Source organism: Fulvivirga marina (genome assembly GCF_016775155.1).
GTDB lineage: Bacteria > Bacteroidota > Bacteroidia > Cytophagales > Cyclobacteriaceae > Fulvivirga > Fulvivirga marina.
The window spans coordinates 90,642-109,157 of record NZ_JAEUGD010000068.1 but is presented as its reverse complement, the minus strand read 5'-3'; the positions used below and the strand labels follow the sequence as shown (position 1 = coordinate 109,157).

At 39.4% G+C, this 18,516-nt stretch carries 16 protein-coding genes; 8 read left to right on the top strand and 8 right to left on the bottom strand.

Annotated features, from left to right (window positions below; translation table 11 throughout):
* Window positions 1-64 precede the first annotated feature (64 nt).
* The 3 genes from bcp to JMN32_RS27155 form a co-directional block, all read right to left on the bottom strand.
* A complete protein-coding gene (gene bcp / locus JMN32_RS27165) occupies window positions 65-514 on the bottom strand; it encodes a thioredoxin-dependent thiol peroxidase (protein ID WP_202859570.1) in 450 nt (149 codons plus the stop codon).
* A gap of 246 nt (window positions 515-760) precedes the next feature.
* Window positions 761-2,674, bottom strand: a complete 1,914-nt coding sequence (locus JMN32_RS27160; protein ID WP_202859569.1) for a M23 family metallopeptidase — start codon at window positions 2,672-2,674, stop codon at window positions 761-763.
* Complete coding sequence (locus JMN32_RS27155) at window positions 2,661-3,272, bottom strand: fumarylacetoacetate hydrolase family protein (RefSeq protein ID WP_202859568.1); 612 nt, start codon at window positions 3,270-3,272, stop codon at window positions 2,661-2,663. The genes JMN32_RS27160 and JMN32_RS27155 overlap by 14 nt, the downstream gene beginning before the upstream one ends.
* Before the next feature lie 122 nt (window positions 3,273-3,394).
* Between JMN32_RS27155 and JMN32_RS27150 the strand changes: the two genes are divergently transcribed.
* Complete coding sequence (locus tag JMN32_RS27150) at window positions 3,395-4,192, top strand: M48 family metallopeptidase (protein WP_202859567.1); 798 nt, start codon at window positions 3,395-3,397, stop codon at window positions 4,190-4,192.
* Between the two features lie 44 nt (window positions 4,193-4,236).
* Here JMN32_RS27150 and JMN32_RS27145 read toward each other — a convergent pair whose 3' ends face one another.
* Both JMN32_RS27145 and JMN32_RS27140 read right to left on the bottom strand, forming a co-directional pair.
* Entirely contained in the window at window positions 4,237-5,049 is an 813-nt protein-coding gene (locus JMN32_RS27145; RefSeq protein ID WP_202859566.1) for a 3'-5' exonuclease, read from the bottom strand.
* An 18-nt stretch (window positions 5,050-5,067) separates the two neighbouring features.
* A complete protein-coding gene (locus JMN32_RS27140; RefSeq protein WP_202859565.1) occupies window positions 5,068-6,435 on the bottom strand; it encodes a UDP-N-acetylmuramate--L-alanine ligase in 1,368 nt (455 codons plus the stop codon).
* 353 nt (window positions 6,436-6,788) lie between these two features.
* On the opposite strand from JMN32_RS27140, the gene dnaB reads away from it, so the two are divergent.
* Complete coding sequence (gene dnaB, locus JMN32_RS27135) at window positions 6,789-8,354, top strand: replicative DNA helicase (RefSeq protein WP_202859564.1); 1,566 nt, start codon at window positions 6,789-6,791, stop codon at window positions 8,352-8,354.
* 466 nt (window positions 8,355-8,820) lie between these two features.
* Window positions 8,821-9,813: a quinone oxidoreductase family protein gene (locus JMN32_RS27130; RefSeq protein WP_202859563.1), complete on the top strand. Its 993-nt coding sequence runs from the start codon at window positions 8,821-8,823 to the stop codon at window positions 9,811-9,813.
* Window positions 9,814-9,945: 132 nt separating this feature from the next.
* On the opposite strand, the gene JMN32_RS27125 is transcribed toward JMN32_RS27130, so the two are convergent.
* Window positions 9,946-10,272 (bottom strand): tetratricopeptide repeat protein, encoded by a 327-nt coding sequence (locus tag JMN32_RS27125; RefSeq protein WP_202859562.1) that lies wholly within the window; start codon window positions 10,270-10,272, stop codon window positions 9,946-9,948.
* Between the two features lie 94 nt (window positions 10,273-10,366).
* Here JMN32_RS27125 and JMN32_RS27120 point away from each other — a divergent pair, with 94 nt between their 5' ends.
* From JMN32_RS27120 to JMN32_RS27105, 4 genes are all read left to right on the top strand, one after another.
* Entirely contained in the window at window positions 10,367-11,104 is a 738-nt protein-coding gene (locus JMN32_RS27120; RefSeq protein WP_202859561.1) for an electron transfer flavoprotein subunit beta/FixA family protein, read from the top strand.
* A gap of 38 nt (window positions 11,105-11,142) precedes the next feature.
* Entirely contained in the window at window positions 11,143-12,099 is a 957-nt protein-coding gene (locus tag JMN32_RS27115) for an electron transfer flavoprotein subunit alpha/FixB family protein (RefSeq protein ID WP_202859560.1), read from the top strand.
* A 2-nt stretch (window positions 12,100-12,101) separates the two neighbouring features.
* On the top strand, window positions 12,102-12,707 hold the full coding sequence (locus JMN32_RS27110) for a bifunctional nuclease family protein (protein ID WP_202859559.1): 606 nt from the start codon (window positions 12,102-12,104) through the stop codon (window positions 12,705-12,707).
* Between the two features lie 62 nt (window positions 12,708-12,769).
* The gene (locus tag JMN32_RS27105; protein WP_202859558.1) at window positions 12,770-14,059 is read left to right on the top strand and encodes a NupC/NupG family nucleoside CNT transporter; all 1,290 of its coding nucleotides are present in this window, start codon (window positions 12,770-12,772) and stop codon (window positions 14,057-14,059) included.
* A 23-nt stretch (window positions 14,060-14,082) separates the two neighbouring features.
* Here JMN32_RS27105 and JMN32_RS27100 read toward each other — a convergent pair whose 3' ends face one another.
* Complete coding sequence (locus JMN32_RS27100; RefSeq protein ID WP_202859557.1) at window positions 14,083-14,493, bottom strand: DUF6146 family protein; 411 nt, start codon at window positions 14,491-14,493, stop codon at window positions 14,083-14,085.
* A 164-nt stretch (window positions 14,494-14,657) separates the two neighbouring features.
* On the opposite strand from JMN32_RS27100, the gene recQ reads away from it, so the two are divergent.
* On the top strand, window positions 14,658-16,814 hold the full coding sequence (recQ, locus tag JMN32_RS27095) for a DNA helicase RecQ (protein ID WP_202859556.1): 2,157 nt from the start codon (window positions 14,658-14,660) through the stop codon (window positions 16,812-16,814).
* 91 nt (window positions 16,815-16,905) lie between these two features.
* On the opposite strand, the gene pckA is transcribed toward recQ, so the two are convergent.
* Window positions 16,906-18,516 (bottom strand): phosphoenolpyruvate carboxykinase (ATP), encoded by a 1,611-nt coding sequence (gene pckA / locus JMN32_RS27090; protein WP_202859555.1) that lies wholly within the window; start codon window positions 18,514-18,516, stop codon window positions 16,906-16,908.

The following is an 18,516-nucleotide window of genomic DNA, read 5'->3' as shown; positions in this document are numbered from 1 at the left end:
AAAACATCTAAATCTGTTGAAAAAGAAAACCGTCCCAAAATGACTTTTGAGACGGCCTCTTTTTTTACCCTAGGATTTGGGCTGCATGCTCTTTAGTTTTTACCTTATTGATGATGTTTTTGATTTTTCCTTCTTCATCAATGATGAAAGTATATCTTGCTGTCCCCATATACTTTCTTCCATACATTTGCTTTTCTATCCACGTACCATATTTTTCGTGAATCTGCTTTTCAGTGTCCGCGAGTAGTTTAAAAGGCAGCTCTTGCTTTTCTATAAACTTCTTGTGAGATTTTTCGCTGTCCGTACTTACTCCGAGAATCTCATATCCTTGGTTTTGTAATTCTGTATAATTGTCCCGCAAGTTGCAGGCTTCTGCTGTGCACCCTGGTGTATTGTCTTTAGGGTAGAAATATAGTGCAACCTTTTTGCCTTTGTAGTCTGATAATTTTACAGGGTTACCATCCTGATCATTGACTTCAAAATCCGGTGCATTGTCACCTGGTTTGAGTTCCATAATGTTAAAGATTAAAGCGTTTTAAACTGATTTTATCTGTTCCTGTAAATATAGGTCATGTGGTTAGAATTATAAAATTAACCATAATAGCAGGTGCCTAAATGATGTCGGAGTTGGGTTAATGCTATGGAGACTTAATGGGAGGGGGTGAGGTGATTTTAAAGAGTGGAGAACCGTTTTTAATAGTCTCCACCTTTTAATTAGGATGTTTTTAAATATCCGACAAACTTAACTTTGAAGGTATTCTTACAACTTTGAAGTGTAAATTTTTTCGTTGCCTTGATTGTCAGTGACAATTAATTTCACTTCTCCTGAGAAAGGTTGACTGATGTCGAGTTTTTCTGACCAGATCAGGTGTGTTTTGTAATCATAATTCATCAAAACCCATTCATTATTTACGTAACATTTAAAGCTGTCAATACCTGATCTTTCATCGCTGATCTTGAACTTTAGCTCATCAGGAGTCACCATTATTGGTGTTATTCTTGGGGGAGTACTATCTTCAAGAATAGCAAATTTCCCGAAGTTGCGTGTCCAAAAAGTTACTCTTCCATATTCCCATTTTCCACCTTTGTAGAAAGCGTGGCCTTTGTTATTTATAGCATAAACCGAATATTTTTCAGGCTCTGTGAAGGAGATCTGAGGTTTTAGAGTTATAGATATATATTTTCTGAGAGGAATATGCTGATCTCCCACGAGGAACTCCTCACTTTTATCTGACTCAATATAGCTATATAAAGATTGTAAGTATAGGGTATCAAAGAGTGCATCTTTAGGGAAGTATATATCCATCTTATCACTATAGTACCTATAAGATACGTCGGGTTTTACCATCTCCTTATAGTGAAGCAATTCATTGGTTCCATTAATATCTATGGAGTGAGGGAGGCCATCTTTCATGTTCCAAAGATACACGGCCTGATTATCACTTATGACATATGCAGGTTGAAGTTCGTGCATCTCGGGGGTGTATACTACAATACTGCTATTGTTATTTAGCGGGGCTTTAATAACCAGAGTATTGTCCGTAAGTTCTATTTCGCTTCCTGAACTATGTCCATAGGCGGTACTTTTTGCAAGGTTGCTGTTACCTGCTTTTAATTTAAATTTCAGATTACTGACATTGTTATAGCTATCTGTCATTACTACTTTAACGACATGCTCATCATTTCCATTGATACTAATGCGACCTTTACGATCGTCTGTAGAATAAAATTTTAACCTGTTACCATCATCAACATACAGCTTATGAAATCTTTCCCCTGTCTCATAAAGGTCAGGGTAGTTCATGTGTTTGAGTATGTTTCTTGTTTCAGCAAATGAGAATGTACTAATGTCAGATTTAAAAATCTCTTTGTCATCGATCGACATAGTGATCAGGTTTATACCACATCTAAATCTGGAGTTGTCTAGCTTATCGTAAGCGTAAAGTTCTGCTCCAACAGCTCCACTAATCTCAATGGGTTGGTCAATTACATAATTGTTGCCAGTTCTGCGTACCTTAAACTCAAACCGTCCAAACTGACCGTTTACCCTGGCATCTTTATCAAGGGTTTTTAGGGCTAATTTATGTGCAACTGGCGGGGTGCGATCCCAAATCTCATCGAAGCCATACTTTAATGGGTTCAGAGGTTTCTGGTTTTTATCCCTAACATCAAAATGAAGGTGCGGCCCTCCTGATGAGCCACTATTGCCTCCGTAAGCAATAATATCTCCTTTGCTGACTTTAAACTGCCCTTTCCTGAAGTATAAATTAAGTTCGAAGGTTTTTCTTTTGTATTGCTCTTCTTTTACATATTCCGCAACGGCTCCGGTAAAATGATCAAGATGAGCATAAACCGTAGTATGACCATTAGGGTGTTGGATGTACAGGGCATTTCCATAGCCTGAAGTGGAAACCGCTACTCTTGAAATGAAGCCGTTGGCAGCTGCATATACAGCTAGCCCTATTCTGCTTTCAGTGCGGATATCAATGCCACTGTGGAAGTGGGAGGAGCGCAACTCTCCCATAGTTCCGGCAAGCGTATTTCTAACTCCGGGTTTTATGGGGAATAAATAGTAATTCTCTCTGTATATGTGGTTTTCTTCTAACTGGCCCTTTGCAACAGTGCCTGAGAGCAAAGCAACTATGACTAGTAATACATTTCTACCTAACTTCAAATTCCAATAATTTTTCATCTTCAATAAATGCTGCTACCGTATTTCCAATATGAACAGGGCCGACCCCCTTTGGAGTTCCTGTAAAAATTAAATCCCCCTTTTTTAGTGTGAAAAATTTTGATAAGTAGGAAACAATATAATCAAAGCTAAATAACATCAACTTAGTGTTGCCCTGTTGTTTTGTTTCTCCATCAATGGTAAGGCTGAAATTTATATTATTTAAATCTTCAAAATCAGCTATTGGCCTGAATTCAGAAATTGGGGCAGAGCCATTGAAACCCTTAGCTATAGTCCAGGGAAGACCCTTTTCTTTTGCTTTTTGCTGAAGGTCCCGGGCAGTGAAATCTACACCAATACCTATATGGTCATAATACTTGTGAGCAAATTGCTCTTGAATATTTTTGCCTACCTTACAAATCTTAATCACCAGTTCCACTTCATGGTGAATCTCCTTACTAAAATCAGGATAATAAAAAGGCTGGTTGTTTTTTAGCAGTGCTGTGTCAGGTTTGGTAAATATTACCGGTTCATCAGGTCTTTCGTTATTCAATTCAGCAATATGCTCAGCATAATTGCGCCCTATGGCAAGTATTTTCATCTATTCGTAAGTATAAAAAATAATATATAAGCCGATTGGCTAATTATATTGTTAAAAATATATCTATAAATTTATAATGTGTAAAGTTGGAAAATCTTTTATTTACAGAAAAAAATAGAGCCATGATTAAGAAAATAATAGTACTTTTTCTACTAGGGTTATTTTTATATAGCTGTGCGACAGTTCCGGTAACAGGAAGAAAACAATTAAATCTGGTGCCCAACTCTGAAATACTGCCGATGAGCTATGATCAATATAGCCAGGTACTTAAAGAGAACAAACTTTCTGATAACCAGCAGTGGACTTCCATGGTGAAGAACGTCGGAAGTAAAATTAAAGTTGCTGTTGAGCAATATATGAAGCAAAAAGGACTCTCAGACCAGCTAAGCGGGTATTCATGGGAGTTTAATTTGATAGAATCTGAAACTGTAAATGCATGGTGCATGCCTGGAGGGAAAGTGGCTTTTTATACTGGAATTATGCCAATATGCAAAGACGAAAAAGGGGTTGCTGTAGTTATGGGACATGAAGTAGCTCACGCCATAGCCAATCATGGTCGAGAGCGTATGAGTGAAGGGTTGGTGGCCAATCTGGGGTTGAGTTCGCTAAGTGCTGCTATGGGACAGAACCCCACGCTTACTCAACAGTTACTTTTGCAGTCTGTAGGGGTGGGGACTCAGTTAGGTATGTTGAGCTTTTCACGTACTCATGAATCTGAAGCAGATGAGATCGGGTTGATATTCATGGCCATGGCAGGGTATGATCCAAGGGAGGCACCTAAATTTTGGGAGCGAATGGCTGCACAGGGAAGCGGTCAGCGTCCACCGGAATTTCTTTCTACTCATCCGCACCCTGACACGAGGATAGCTGATCTTAATAAGCAGATACCAGAAGCGCTTAAGTACTACAAGCCTCAATAAGTGCTAACAAAAAGGGTTGATTATTAAACCAACCCTTTCTTATTTTATTTACCGGTCAGTTTACTAAATGCCCGAAGCTTGATTTCGGTTAACCTTCTTTTGGTATCCTGAGGGAAGTCACCCTTCATCATCCATTCGTAGTAACTTGGCTCTTTTTCAAAAACCTCAACTACTGATCTGTTCCTATGTTTTCCAAAGTTGAAGCACTCAACTCCATCTTTCAGGATGATACGCCCGGCTAGATCAACCATGTTTGATGAGGTGAGGTCATGTAAGGCCTGCATATCATTTTTTACAACTCCTATTTTTTTACCAAGGTTATCCACCATATCCTGCCCCTCATATTTTTCGACCTGAGCCATTAGTACTTCAAAAGTAGCCAGGGTATCTGCTTCCGCACTATGAGCACCATCAAGTTCTTTGTTGCAGTAAAACTTGTAAGCAGCCGACAGGGTCCTTTTTTCCATCATGTGAAATATCTTTTGGGCATCTACAAGTTTTCTCTTGCTGATATCAAAATCAACACCAGCCCTTAGAAATTCTTCAACAAGCATAGGTACATCGAACTTAAGAATATTAAAACCTGCCAGGTCTGACCCTTCCAGAAACTTTGCAAGGCTTTTTGCGATATTCTTGAAAGAAGGCAAATCTTTAACATCTTCATCGTAGATTCCATGAATCAGACTGGTTTCATGAGGTATGGGAATGGTAGGGTTTACCTTTGTGGTCTTTGTTATGGTTTCTCCATTGGGCATTACTTTAACTACTGACAATTCAACGATACGGTCATTTACCACGTTGGTGCCTGTAGTTTCCAGATCAAAAAATGTGAGCGGGTTTCTTAACTTTAAATTCATGAAATGTTTTTTAAATAATTAGTTTAGCAAAGATGGCAGCTTTTCAAAGTCCAGATTGTTAAAGGTGCCTGAGCTCATCATTAAAAGGTTCTTGTCAGACCAATCTTCTTTTTTTAGAAATTCTAGCATCTCATCAATATTGTCGAATACATTAAGGTCGGGATCGCTAAAGCCTTTTTTGATGTCATCTTTCGAAATGGGCTCAAGACGTTTGTGAGCAATGGTTGTTGGGTTATAATATATAGCTGCTATATTAGCATATTTCATTGCTCCACTATACTCTTTTAAGAAATCTTTGTTCAAACTACTGAAGGTGTGCAGTTCAAGGCAGGCAACCAAGTCCCTTTCCGGATACTGTTCCTTTACGGCCAATGTTGTGGCTCTAACTTTGGAAGGAGCGTGAGCATAATCTTTTATTATTGCCGTAGTTTCATTTTTCTTAACATATTCCAATCTTTTAGCAGCTCCCTGAAAACTTTGAATAGCCAGGTAAAATTGATCATCTGAGATACCGATCTTCTTTAGTACTTCTTTGGCTCCGCTAATATTTTGGAGGTTGTGATTTCCGAAAAGTTTAACAGGGATGTTCTCATTACCGCAAGAAAGTAGTGTTGAACCGTTTTTAATGGTATGAGGGTGTGTTTTGTAACCTACACTTAATACATCTGCTCTTTCCTTGCTCCCAATGACAGTAGCCATAGGATCTTCTTCACAATAAACTAGGGTTCCTCCCTTAGGAGAAGCATCGGCAAACTTATCAAATTGTCGTACATACTTTTCTTCCGAAGGAAATACATTGATGTGATCCCAGGCTACACCACTGATAAGTCCGATATGATGGTGGTATTTTAGGAATTTTGGAGTGTTGTCAATTGGTGATGAAAGGTATTCGTCCCCTTCAATGATGATTACAGGGGCATCTGAAAGTTGAACCATAGTGTCAAAGCCTTCTATCTGGGCTCCAACTGCAAAGTCAAACTTACGGTTGAAAAATTTAAGCACATGGATGATGATAGAGGTAATGGTTGTTTTTCCATGGCTTCCCGCAATTACTACTCTTTGCTTATCTTGAGATTGTTCATAAAGATAGCCGGGGAAAGAATATATTTTGATGCCAAGTTCTTCAGCTCGTTTAAGCTCAGGGTTGTCTTTTCTGGCATGCATGCCAAGAATTACAGCGTCCAAATCAGTGGTTATTCTGTCAGGATTCCAACCTTCTTCTTTGGGTAATAACCCGTGGTTTTCGAGTTTACTTTTAGAGGGTTCGAAGATTTCGTCGTCTGAACCGCTAATGTTATGTCCTTTTTTATGTAGTGCGATGGCAAGATTGTGCATGATACTACCACCTATTGCGATGAAGTGTATTTTCTGTGAATTGCTATTCATTGAGTGCTTAAGATTAATGTCCAAAATTAAGATAAAAAATATAAAATGGGAGACAATTCTCATCTTTAACGGCGTGTTGATAACTATGTTAATAACATATTATTTTGTGAATAAGGAATTGATTTTTCCACAATTTTGTTGCTAGTATGTGGATAAGTGATGTGGATAAGGTTGAAAATCTGTTAATCAATCTCATTTTTTAAGTAATATTCTATGCAGGCAAATGTTTTGTGTGAACAGCATGGAAATGGGTGACAGAAATCAACGAAATTGCTAGAACCCTTTTTTATTTTTACGTTTGAGTTGCCAATCAATTATAATAACAACCACTACAATTAATTACTAGTTATTACATGGAAAACAAGTCATCGTTGCGGGTAGGTCATAAGTCTAACAGATTAGCAGTAGACGTCAATGAGGGGCTCGGAAAACTACCTCCGCAGGCGCTGGATTTGGAAGAGGCGGTGTTAGGTGCGTTAATGCTTGAAAAAGATGCACTTACCACGGTGATCGATATTCTTAAGCCGGATAGCTTCTATTCGGATGCACATAAGGAAATTTACAGGGCTATCGTTGAATTATTTAATAATTCGGAGCCGGTAGATATGCGGACCGTAGCCAACCAGTTGAGGAAAAATGGTAAGTTGGAGATGGCTGGGGGTTCATATTACATAGCAGAACTTACATCCAAAGTAAGTTCTGGTGCTAACGTTGAATTTCATGCAAGGATAGTAACGGAAATGTCCATTAAGCGTGAACTTATTCGGGTTGCATCGGAGATTCAGCATGATGCTTATGAAGATACTTCTGACGTTTTTCAGTTGCTTGATAAGACTGAGCAGTCGCTATTTGAGATTTCTGAATCCAACATCCGTAAAAACTATGATAATATGCGCTCTCTCATGGCGCAGGCTATTCAGGAGTTGGAGGAGAGGAAAAATCATAAAGCAGGTCTTACAGGTGTCCCCAGTGGATTCTCAGCGCTTGATAGAGTTACTTCAGGGTGGCAAAGAACAGACCTTATTATCATTGCTGCGCGTCCTGCAATGGGTAAGACAGCATTCGTGGTTTCTGCATTGCGAAATGCCGCAGTGGAATTTAATCATGCAGTAGCTATATTCTCACTGGAGATGTCGTCGGTACAGCTGGTTAACAGGTTGATTTCTGCAGAGGCAGAACTTGAAAGTGAGAAGATTAAAAAAGGTAACCTGGAAGGGTACGAATGGGAACAGCTTATTCATAAAACAAACAAGTTAAGCAATGCTCCAATTTTTATTGATGATACTCCGGCATTGTCCATATTGGAACTTAGAGCGAAGTGCCGAAGACTGAAAGCGCAGCACGATGTTCAGTTGATTGTAATTGACTATTTGCAGCTGATGAGCGGAGATAGCTCCAAGGGGGGAGGTAATCGTGAACAGGAGATTGCGTCTATTTCAAGAGCCCTGAAGGGTATAGCCAAAGAGCTCAATGTCCCGGTGATTGCACTTTCTCAGTTGAGTCGTGCAGTGGAAACAAGGGGAGGTGATAAAAGACCCCAGCTGTCAGATTTGAGGGAGTCAGGTTCTATTGAGCAGGATGCTGACATGGTAATGTTCCTTTACAGGCCTGAATATTATGGTATTACTGAAGATGAAAATGGTATGCCTACTATTGGTACGGGTGAGGTTATCATAGCTAAGCACAGGAACGGATCGCTTGAGAATGTTGCCCTTAAGTTTATTGGTAAATTCACGAAGTTTGCTGACCTTGATACAGGGAGTTTTGGGGCTGGAGATTTTCCTTCAGGGGGAGGAATTCCTTCAGAGTTTGATGATTCTGCAGGCACTATTACTCTTGGAAGTCGCCTGAATGAAGACAAAGGAGCGAGTGGTGGTTTGGGTGATTTTGGAGGTGATGATGAGGATGCTCCATTCTAAAAATACTATTAGCAGGTTTGTTGTGAAAATAAGGGTGTCGTGAAATAAAAAGGGTAGGAGAAGAGTTGACTGAATGAAGAATGTACAGTAATACCCTTGATGCATAACAATAAGCTATAATTTATAAAGTAAAAGTCGCGCTGATTCAGTGCGACTTTTTTGTTTTCTGGAAGTTTTGTTCAAGCTGTTAGGCTAGTTGGAAAATAACAATGGTGAGAGGCACAGGGAGGAAGGGTAATGGTTTGGGGCTGGTATTCAAGTTTATAGCATAGAGGTATTTTGCTTTCTGTAAATATATCTGGCAGATATTTTTATGTAACCATTGAGGTATCGAGCTTTTCATTATCTTTATTTGATAAACAGGCCTTCCGATGCAAGGAGCTGTAGGTAGATCGTTGAGGTAGGAAAAACGAGAGTTGCGATACGGAGTTGGCTTTTGATCATTTAAAAACGAATCTAATAATTGATGAAAGGACTAGTATTAACATCCCAGGGAAAAATTGAGATTGTGAAACTTGAAAAACCGCAATTGGATCAGTCGCAAGTATTGGTTAAGCTGAAAGCAGCGGCTCTTAATAAGAGAGATCAGTTCATTCGTGAGGGTAAGTATCCCGATATTCAAATGAATGCGGTGTTGGGTTCTGATGGGGCAGGAGAAGTGGTGGAAGTAGGGAGTAAGAGTCATGAAAAGCTGATAGGTAAGACTGTTGTTATAAACCCCAATATTAATTGGGGGGATAATCCGGATGTTCAGTCAAGAAATTATTCAATTTTAGGTATGCCGACGCATGGAACATTTGCCGAGTATGTTGCTGTTGGAGTTGATAGGGTGCATGAAGCTCCTGAGCATCTGAGTCTGGAAGAGGCTGCAGCCTTGCCTTTGGGGGGGCTTACTGCTTATAGAGCTTGTTTCAGGCATGGAAAAATAAAGGCTAACGACAATGTTTTGATATCAGGTTTTGGAGGTGGTGTTGCTCAGTTTGCGTTTCAATTTGCCCTGGCAGCTAATGCTAATGTCTACGTTACATCGGGGAAGAAAGAGAAACTGAATGTGGCACTGAAAATGGGTGCTTCGGGAGGGTATAATTATAAAAGTAAAGATTGGTATAAAAACCTATGGCAAACCAAAGGAGGGTTTGATGTAGTCATTGATAGCGCAGGGGGTGATCAGATCAATAATTTTCTTAAAATAATGAGACCTGGGGGGAGAGTGGTTTTTTATGGAGCTACCAACGGACTGCCCACTACTCTAGACCTTTACAGAATGTTTTGGAATCAGTTGTCTTTGCAGGGATCTACCATGGGGAATGATGAAGAATTTGCTGAAATGTTGACCTTCGTTGAAAAGAAGAAAATCAAGCCGGTTATTGATTCAGTAAGGCCATTTGATGAGATCGTTTCGGCTTTTGATGATATTGCAAGTTCAACAAAATCAGGAAAACTTATTATTAAATTTTAGGTTTATTAATATATATAATCTATTGATTTATGTATTGTAATAAATTTTTACTTAAAACATTAGTAGTGTTTTTGTTAATTATTTGAGTTTGTGTTAAGTGAAAAGTACAAAAGATGAGTGGAGGTTTCTTTTCTACTCATCTTCTTCGAAAAGTAGTTCATTGTAGGCATTTTGTAGTTCGCGAAGAGATAGTGAGTTCTCCTGTTTTTTTGCCAACTCAATACCTTTTTCGAAAGTCTGCTTTGCTAATTCTGTAAGTTCAAGTTGTTGATATAGTTGAGCAACATGATAGTATGTCGGAAGGTAGTCGGGGTGGTTCATAAGTAGCTGTTCGTAATACATTCTTGATTTTTCAATTTCTTCGAATCTGTATTCAGTGGCTATTGCATAAATAGTGAAAGGGTCATTTGGGTCTTCTTTTAGAAAATCAAGAAGTTGGTTTAATCGTGATGAATTCATTTATGATACAATTTTTATTTGCTCCATTATTCATTATCTTCACGGCAAAAATAACAGGTAAATCAAAGAACAATCTAAATAGTTCCAATTTTAAATGAAGATATTAGTTTGCATAACCCATGTACCTGATACGACATCGCGTATCGCGTTCACCGATGGTGACACCAAATTTGACACTAATGGAGTTCAGTTTATTATAGGCCCCTATGATGACTATGCCCTTGCCCGTGCAGTAGAGCTTAAAGAGCAGTTAGGCGGATCAATCACCGTTTTAAATGTAGGTGGTGCTGAGACTGAACCAACTATTCGCAAAGCTCTGGCTATTGGTGCAGATGATGCTATCAGAGTTAATGCAGAACCTAAAGATTCATTTTTCGTAGCTGAGCAAATTGCTAATGCAGCTAAAGATGGAGGATATGATTTAATACTGATGGGCCGTGAGTCTATTGATTTCAATGGAGGTATGGTTCATGGTATGGTTGGCGAACTGCTTGGTTTACCTTCTATTTCACCGGTAATGACTCTTGACATTGAAGGAGACACGGCAAAAATGGCCAGGGAAATCGAAGGAGGTAAGGAATATTTGGAAGTGAAACTTCCATTTGTTGCAGGTTGTCAGGAGCCTATTGCCGAATGGAAAATTCCTAATATGAGAGGGATTATGTCGGCGAGGACAAAACCATTGAATGTTGTTGAACCTTCAGGAAATGGAGAAAATACCAAGCTTGAGAAATATGAATTGCCACCTGCCAAAGGAGATGTGAAGATGATAGATGCCGAAAATGTAGGGGAATTGGTGAGCTTGTTAAAAAACGAGGCCAAGGTAATCTAAGTTTTAAATCAGTATTAACTCATTAAGAAATAGATCAAATGTCAATATTAGTTTTTGTAGAAAGTGCCGAAGGTCGGGTAAAGAAAACCTCAATAGAAGCTGTTGCTTATGCAGCTGCTATGGGGGGTGATGTTACTGCTATAGCCCTAGGTAACGATGTAGATAGTTCCGAATTAGAAAAATTAGGAAATTATGGAGCGTCAAAAGTGCTTCACGTTGATGATGAAAGGTTAAATCAGGGAGTGATTCAGGCATATTCATCAATTATTGCTAAAGCTATGGAAGATTCCAGCGCTGAAGTGTTGGTTTTGGCTAACTCATCATTGGGTAACCCCGTATCAGCAAGGGTTTCTGTAAAAGTGGGAGCAAGCTTAGTTTCTAATGTGACTGACCTGCCTGATACATCGGCCGGTTTTAAGGTTAAAAGAAGCATATACACTGGTAAGGCTTTTGCCAATGTGGAACTGACCAAAGAGAAGAAGATTCTAGCTATTAAGAAGAATGCTGCTGAGATCAAGGAAACAGGTGGCACTGCCACGGTAGAAAAATATAGTGTAGATCTTGGTGATAGTGATTTTGGAGCAAAAATAACTAAAACTGATAAAGCAACAGGAGAGGTACTTTTGCCTGAAGCAGAAATCGTTGTTTCTGGTGGTAGAGGTCTTAAAGGGCCTGAAAACTGGGGAATGGTTGAGGAATTGGCAAAAGAGCTTGGTGCTGCTACTGGTTGTAGCAAGCCGGTTTCTGATATGGATTGGAGACCTCACCATGAACATGTTGGACAAACTGGTGTTAAAGTGAGTCCACAATTGTATATTGCTGTTGGAATTTCAGGAGCAATTCAACATCTTGCTGGAGTTAACTCTTCTAAGTATATTGTTGTTATAAATAAAGATCCTGAAGCTCCTTTCTTTAAGGCAGCAGATTATGGCATTGTAGGAGATGCATTTGAAATAGTACCTAAGTTAACCGAAGCACTAAGAGCAGCGAAGTAATTTTGGATAAGATAAAATTAGAAATACTAGGACTTTCGTCAAGCCAGTCTCAATCCGGGTCGTTTGCCCTTGTATTGGGAGAGGTCGAAGGTAGCAGAAGGTTGCCTATCATTATTGGCATGTTTGAAGCTCAAGCCATAGCCATTGAGATAGAAAAAATTATCCCGAACCGGCCCATGACTCATGACCTATTCAAGTCTTTTGCACAAAGTTTTGAATATAAAGTAGAAGAGATAATTATTTCCGACCTGAAGGAAGGGGTGTTTTTTGCTAAAATAGTTTGTAGCAATGGCACTAAAAACATCGAAATTGATGCCCGTCCATCGGATGCTATTGCGATAGGGTTAAGGTTTGACTCACCGATATACACTTATGAATCTATTCTGGCTGAAGCCGGTATAGTACTTACAGATGAATCGGAAGATGATATAGCTGAAATAAAAAGTGAAATTAAATCATCTGGCAAAAAACAAAGCAGTTCTGCAAAAGGAGATGACTTAAAGAACTTTTCAGTAGATAAATTAAATGAACTACTCAACGAAGCCATAGAGAAAGAAGATTATGAGAAGGCTGCGAAGATCAGAGATGAGTTGAGTCGTAGAAACTAATTAAATCACACCAAAGGGCCTTTCTACCCAAATAGAAAGGCCTTTTTTGCGTTTACTTTAAAATGGATTATATAAGAGGGTTAATAGGACTGGCCGTCCTGATCGGTATGGCATTCCTTTTTTCGAAAAACAGAAAGGCCATAGATTGGAGATTGGTGGGGATAGGCCTGCTTCTACAAATATTTTTTGCTATACTTATCACTAAAGTCAGCTATGTAGCAGTGGGCTTCGACTGGATCAGTGATAAATTTGTAACTTTTCTTAGTTTTTCCGGTGATGGCGCGGCGTTCCTGTTTGGAGACTTAGTCAAAGTTGATAAATTCGGTTTTATATTTGCATTTCAGGTATTGCCCACAGTTATTTTCTTTTCTACCGTATCAGCGGGTCTTTATTACCTGGGTGTACTTCAGAAAATAGTTTATGGTATAGCATGGATCATGGCGCGTACTATGCGTTTGTCAGGTGCGGAAAGCCTATCCGCGGCGGGAAATATTTTCTTAGGGCAGACAGAGGCACCTTTACTTGTAAGGCCATTCGTAAAAAATATGACCACATCAGAGTTGATGTGTCTGATGACTGGAGGGATGGCTACCATTGCCGGAGGTGTTCTGGCAGGATATGTAGCTTTCTTGGGGGGGGATGATCCTGCAGAAAGAGCAAAATATGCAGCCTACTTATTGAGTGCTTCTATAATGAATGCTCCGGCAGCTATTGTGCTTGCCAAGATTGTAATGCCAGAAACCCGTTCGGAAGAAATAGATTCCAACTTGAAAGTTAATAAAGAAAGCCTGGGGGTTAACCTTATAGACTCATTAGCGCAAGGAGCGGCAGATGGTTTGAAACTGGCCTTAAATATTGGAGGAATGCTCCTTGCTTTCATAGCCATTATTTTTGCATTGAACTGGATATTGGTAGATGGAGTAGGGGAGTGGACAGGCCTTAACACTTTTGTTGTAGAAAGTACTGATGGTGCGTTTAAAGGCTTTTCGCTGGAGTATATACTTGGTCAGGTATTCCGCCTGTTTGCCTTTGCTATGGGTGTTAACTGGGATGAGGCGATTAGTGTGGGAAGTTTGCTTGGGCAAAAAATAGTCATTAATGAATTTGTGGCCTATTTAAGCCTTGCAGACCTTAAAGCAGCAGGGATACTGAGTGAAAAGGCTATAGTGATTTCTACTTATGCTCTATGTGGTTTTGCTAACTTTAGCTCAATTGCCATACAGATAGGAGGTATTGGAGGAATGGCTCCCAATAGGCAGGGAGACCTATCAAAGTTAGGAATGAGGGCTCTATTTGCAGCTACGCTGGCAACGATGATGACGGCTACCATAGCCGGAGCCCTGTTTGGCTAATAGTTCTGCAGTTGCAGCTTATTTCAGTAAGGAAAGTTATATCTGTTCCCAACCGTATTCTCTATGTACTGGAAATAGTTATATAGCATGTAATTAAGCTCTAGACCGTAATCTATTGACGAGTCGTAATTTATACGATTCTCGAATGGGTAGTTCACTGTATTATAATGTCCTTGTTGGCCTACCTTTTCATTCCAAGCCCTTACATATCTGGCATTTTGCTGCTCATAAAAGGACAAGGTATGATAATTTACAGGCTTACGATTTACAGAAAACCACCTGTCAAAACCAGGGTCTATGATTGTTAATTCATATTCATCTTGATTTTGTGCCTTTGACAGAATATTGGATCCTTGGCTTTTAGTACTAGTGCTCTGGTACGATTTGCAGCCTGAAATGATGAAAATAGCAAGAGTTAAAGTCAAAAGTCTCATCTCTTCCTCCTTTTCTTTAATAACATATTAGGGGCGACTTTTGTTGATGTAGACTGGATAAAATGCTAACCCCAAAACTTTTTTACATAACTCGGTTTATTTTTTATTTATATGTATTATTGATTCCCCATTATTTGTAACCACACCTAAGCCACTTCATGAAAATGTCATCAACAAGCGATCCTAAAGACGTTTTAAAGCAATATTTTGGATATACCAAGTTTCGTCATTATCAAGAGCAAATAATAGATCATGTGCTGGATAAAAAGGATTGCATGGTGCTTATGCCAACAGGGGGTGGTAAATCACTTTGCTACCAAATCCCAGCCTTGATGTTTGAGGGACTGACCTTGGTCATCTCTCCATTAATAGCCTTGATGAAAGATCAGGTAGATGCACTTAAACTCAATGGAATACCAGCGGCTTATTTAAACTCTGCATTATCAGGTCAGCAGCAGACAGCCATAATTGACCAACTTAAAAACAAAGAGCTGAAACTTCTGTATTTGGCTCCTGAACGTCTAATTGGCAATCAGGGGGAGTTTTCCAGGTTTCTTCAAACACTTGAAATTTCATTAATTGCTATCGATGAGGCTCACTGTATCTCACAATGGGGGCATGACTTTCGGCCGGAGTATATACAACTATCTACGTTAAAGACTAGCTTTCCCGGAACTCCTGTTATAGCACTTACGGCCACGGCAGACCGATTGACTAAAGAAGATATTCTGAAACAACTAAAGCTCGATAACCCCGGTATATTTGTATCTAGTTTTAATAGGGAAAACATTCGCTATTTTGTAGCCCCTAAGAGAGAAAGTTATAGCCAGTTACTTGATTTCCTTCAAAAACATGAAGGGGAGTCGGGTATAATTTATACTCTTTCGAGAGCATCGGCAGAAGGGGTAGCTGCCAGTTTAAAAGCTGATGGCTATGATGCATTGCCATATCATGCCGGTTTGAGCAGGGAGGTGCGGGAAAAGCATCAGGATATGTTTATAAAGGATGAGGTAAAGATCATTACAGCTACCATAGCTTTTGGTATGGGAATAGACAAGTCTAATGTGCGATTCGTCGTTCATATGGATCTCCCTAAGAATATTGAGGGCTACTATCAGGAGACTGGTAGAGCAGGAAGGGATGGCCTGAAAAGTGATGTATTGCTCTTCTATAGTTATGCAGACGTCATGAAACTTCAAAGGTTTGTTGAGGTTGAAAATAATGAGCAGCAATCTCAGGTCATGCTCAAAAAGCTTCAGGAAATGGCAGAGTATGGAAACCTGAGAACCTGTCGTCGAAAGTATCTGCTGAACTATTTTGATGAAGAAGCAGAGAGTGATTGTGGAAGCTGTGACATATGCCTTAATGATAAAGAGCAGTTTGACGGCACTATTATAGCGCAAAAGGCGCTGTCCGCAGTTGCACGACTTGAACAAAATTTTGGAGCTGGATATGTTATTGATGTTCTCAGAGGGTCAAAGTCTGAAAAAATAAGAAGTAAACACAAGCAACTTAAGACGTATGGGGTTGGTGCAGATATTAGTAAGGATGCCTGGAACCATTACATTAGAGATCTTTTGTATTTGGGATTTCTGAGCAAAACCAATACACAGTTTCCTGTATTGAAATTGACAGAAAAGAGTTTGTCCGTATTGCGGGGAGAAGAGAAGGTTATGCTGTTCAAAATACAAGAGACAGTATATCAGACCATTGAAAAACAACAGGAGCTACCCATGGAAGCTTCACTGTTTGACAGGCTAAAATTACTTCGTAAAAAGCTGGCGGTAAGTGAAAATGTACCACCATATATCATATTTTCTGATGCTACCTTGAAGGAGTTAGCGACTTATATGCCCTGTAATATGGAAGATCTCCAAGAGATTTCCGGTTTCGGTGCGGTTAAACTTGAGAAATATGGAGAAGTTTTTCTTGAAGAGGTAGTGGAATACTGTTCTTTGAGAGGATTGAAATCCCAAATGGACAAAAAGCAGAAGAAACGTAAGAGGAAAAGCAATTTGAAAACTCCGACAAAGATGGAGTCACTAAGGTTTTTTCGAGAAGGAAAATCAACCGAAGAAATTGCCAAAGTACGCGAGCTATCTGTTTCAACAATAGAAAGCCATCTTAGCGATTGCGTGCAGGAAGGATTATTAGATATACTGGAGGTTATGCCTCAGTCACTAATCGATGAAATCGCACCGGTAATCATAGAAAACACTATACCTGGGTTGAAGCCTGTTAAAGAAAAGTTAAGAAATGATATTACCTATGGACAGATTAGAGCAGTGTATAATTTCTTGCAGCGTAAGGGTACTCTATAGTAGGAAAGTAAAGAAGTTATAGCGGCCTATAAAAATAGAAAAGGACTGATCTTAATGACCAGCCCTTAACATTTGTTGAAAGAATAAAATTTTACTGTGCGCTGACTTTTGCAGTTGGTGCCGCAGCAAGAATCTCTTCATTTGCATTTTCGGCAAACTTCTCGAAGTTCTTGTTAAAGGCGTTTGCAAGATCATTTGCCTTTGAGTCATAAGCCTCCTTATCTTCCCATGTATTTTTAGGATTTAATACATTTTCAGGAACATTAGGGCAAGTCTTAGGCATGTTTAGACCAAAGATTTCATGTTTTTCAAACTCTACATCATTCAACTCTCCATTCAATGCAGCAGTGATGAGGCCCCTGGTTATTTTTAGGCTCATTCTACTTCCTACACCATATGGACCACCAGACCAGCCAGTATTGACTAGCCATACATTAACTCCTGCTTCCTGCATCTTTGTGCTTAGCATCTCAGCATATTTTGTTGGATGCAGTGGCATAAATGGAGCTCCAAAACAAGCTGAGAAAGCTGTTACAGGTTCAGTTATACCAGCTTCAGTCCCCGCAACTTTAGCAGTATATCCAGAAATGAAGTGGAATGCTGCCTGGCCAGGGGTTAACTTGGAAATTGGAGGCAAAACACCGTAAGCATCGCACGTGAGAAAGAATATGTTTTTAGGGTTTTTACCAATTGAAGGTTCAGCTATATTGTTGATATGATAGATTGGATAGCTAACCCTGGTGTTTTCAGTTTTAGATCCATCTTTGAAATCCACCTCGTCATCTTTAATAACTATATTTTCAAGTAATGCTCCTTCTTTAATGGCATTATAAATATCAGGTTCTTTTTCTTCGGAGAGATCTATCACTTTCGCATAGCAACCTCCTTCGAAATTGAATACCGTATTTTCATTTGACCAGCCATGCTCATCATCTCCAATAAGTTTTCTTGCAGGATCGGCAGATAATGTAGTCTTACCAGTACCTGACAGCCCAAAGAAAATGGCAGTATCGCCTTGCTCACCCATATTGGCAGAGCAGTGCATAGATAGAGTGTTCTTTTGGTGAGGTAAAATGAAGTTAAGAGCTGAGAAGATACCTTTTTTTATCTCTCCGGTATATCCTGTTCCTCCAATCAGAGCTATTTTCTTTTTGAAGTTTAATATGGCAAAGTTGTGTTGTCTTGTACCATCAACGGCTGGGTCAGCATTGAACCCAGGAGCATTAATTACAAGCCATTCGTGCTCAAATGTTTTGATTTCGTCTTCTGTAGGCCTAAGAAACATGTTGTAAACAAACAAATTAGACCAAGAGTACTCATTTACTACGCGTATATTTGTTCTGTAATTAGGGTCAGCACAAGCATAAGCATCTCTTACATAAATTTCCTTACCTGACAGGTAATCAACCATTTTACCATAAAGCTGGTCAAACTTATCAGCATCAAACGGAATATTTATGTTACCCCACCATACTGCTTCCTCCGTTATTTCATCCTTTACAATAAACCTGTCTTTTGGTGAACGTCCGGTAAACTCTCCTGTGTCAACAGTAATTGCACCTGACTTTGTCCTTACTGCCTGACCTTTCTCAACAGCGATTTCTGCCAATTTTTCCGGAGCGAGATTCCAATGCGCGACAGAATCCTTAATTCCAAGCTTTTCAATGGAAGCTTTCTCCGATTTTATCCCTAATTCTTGCAT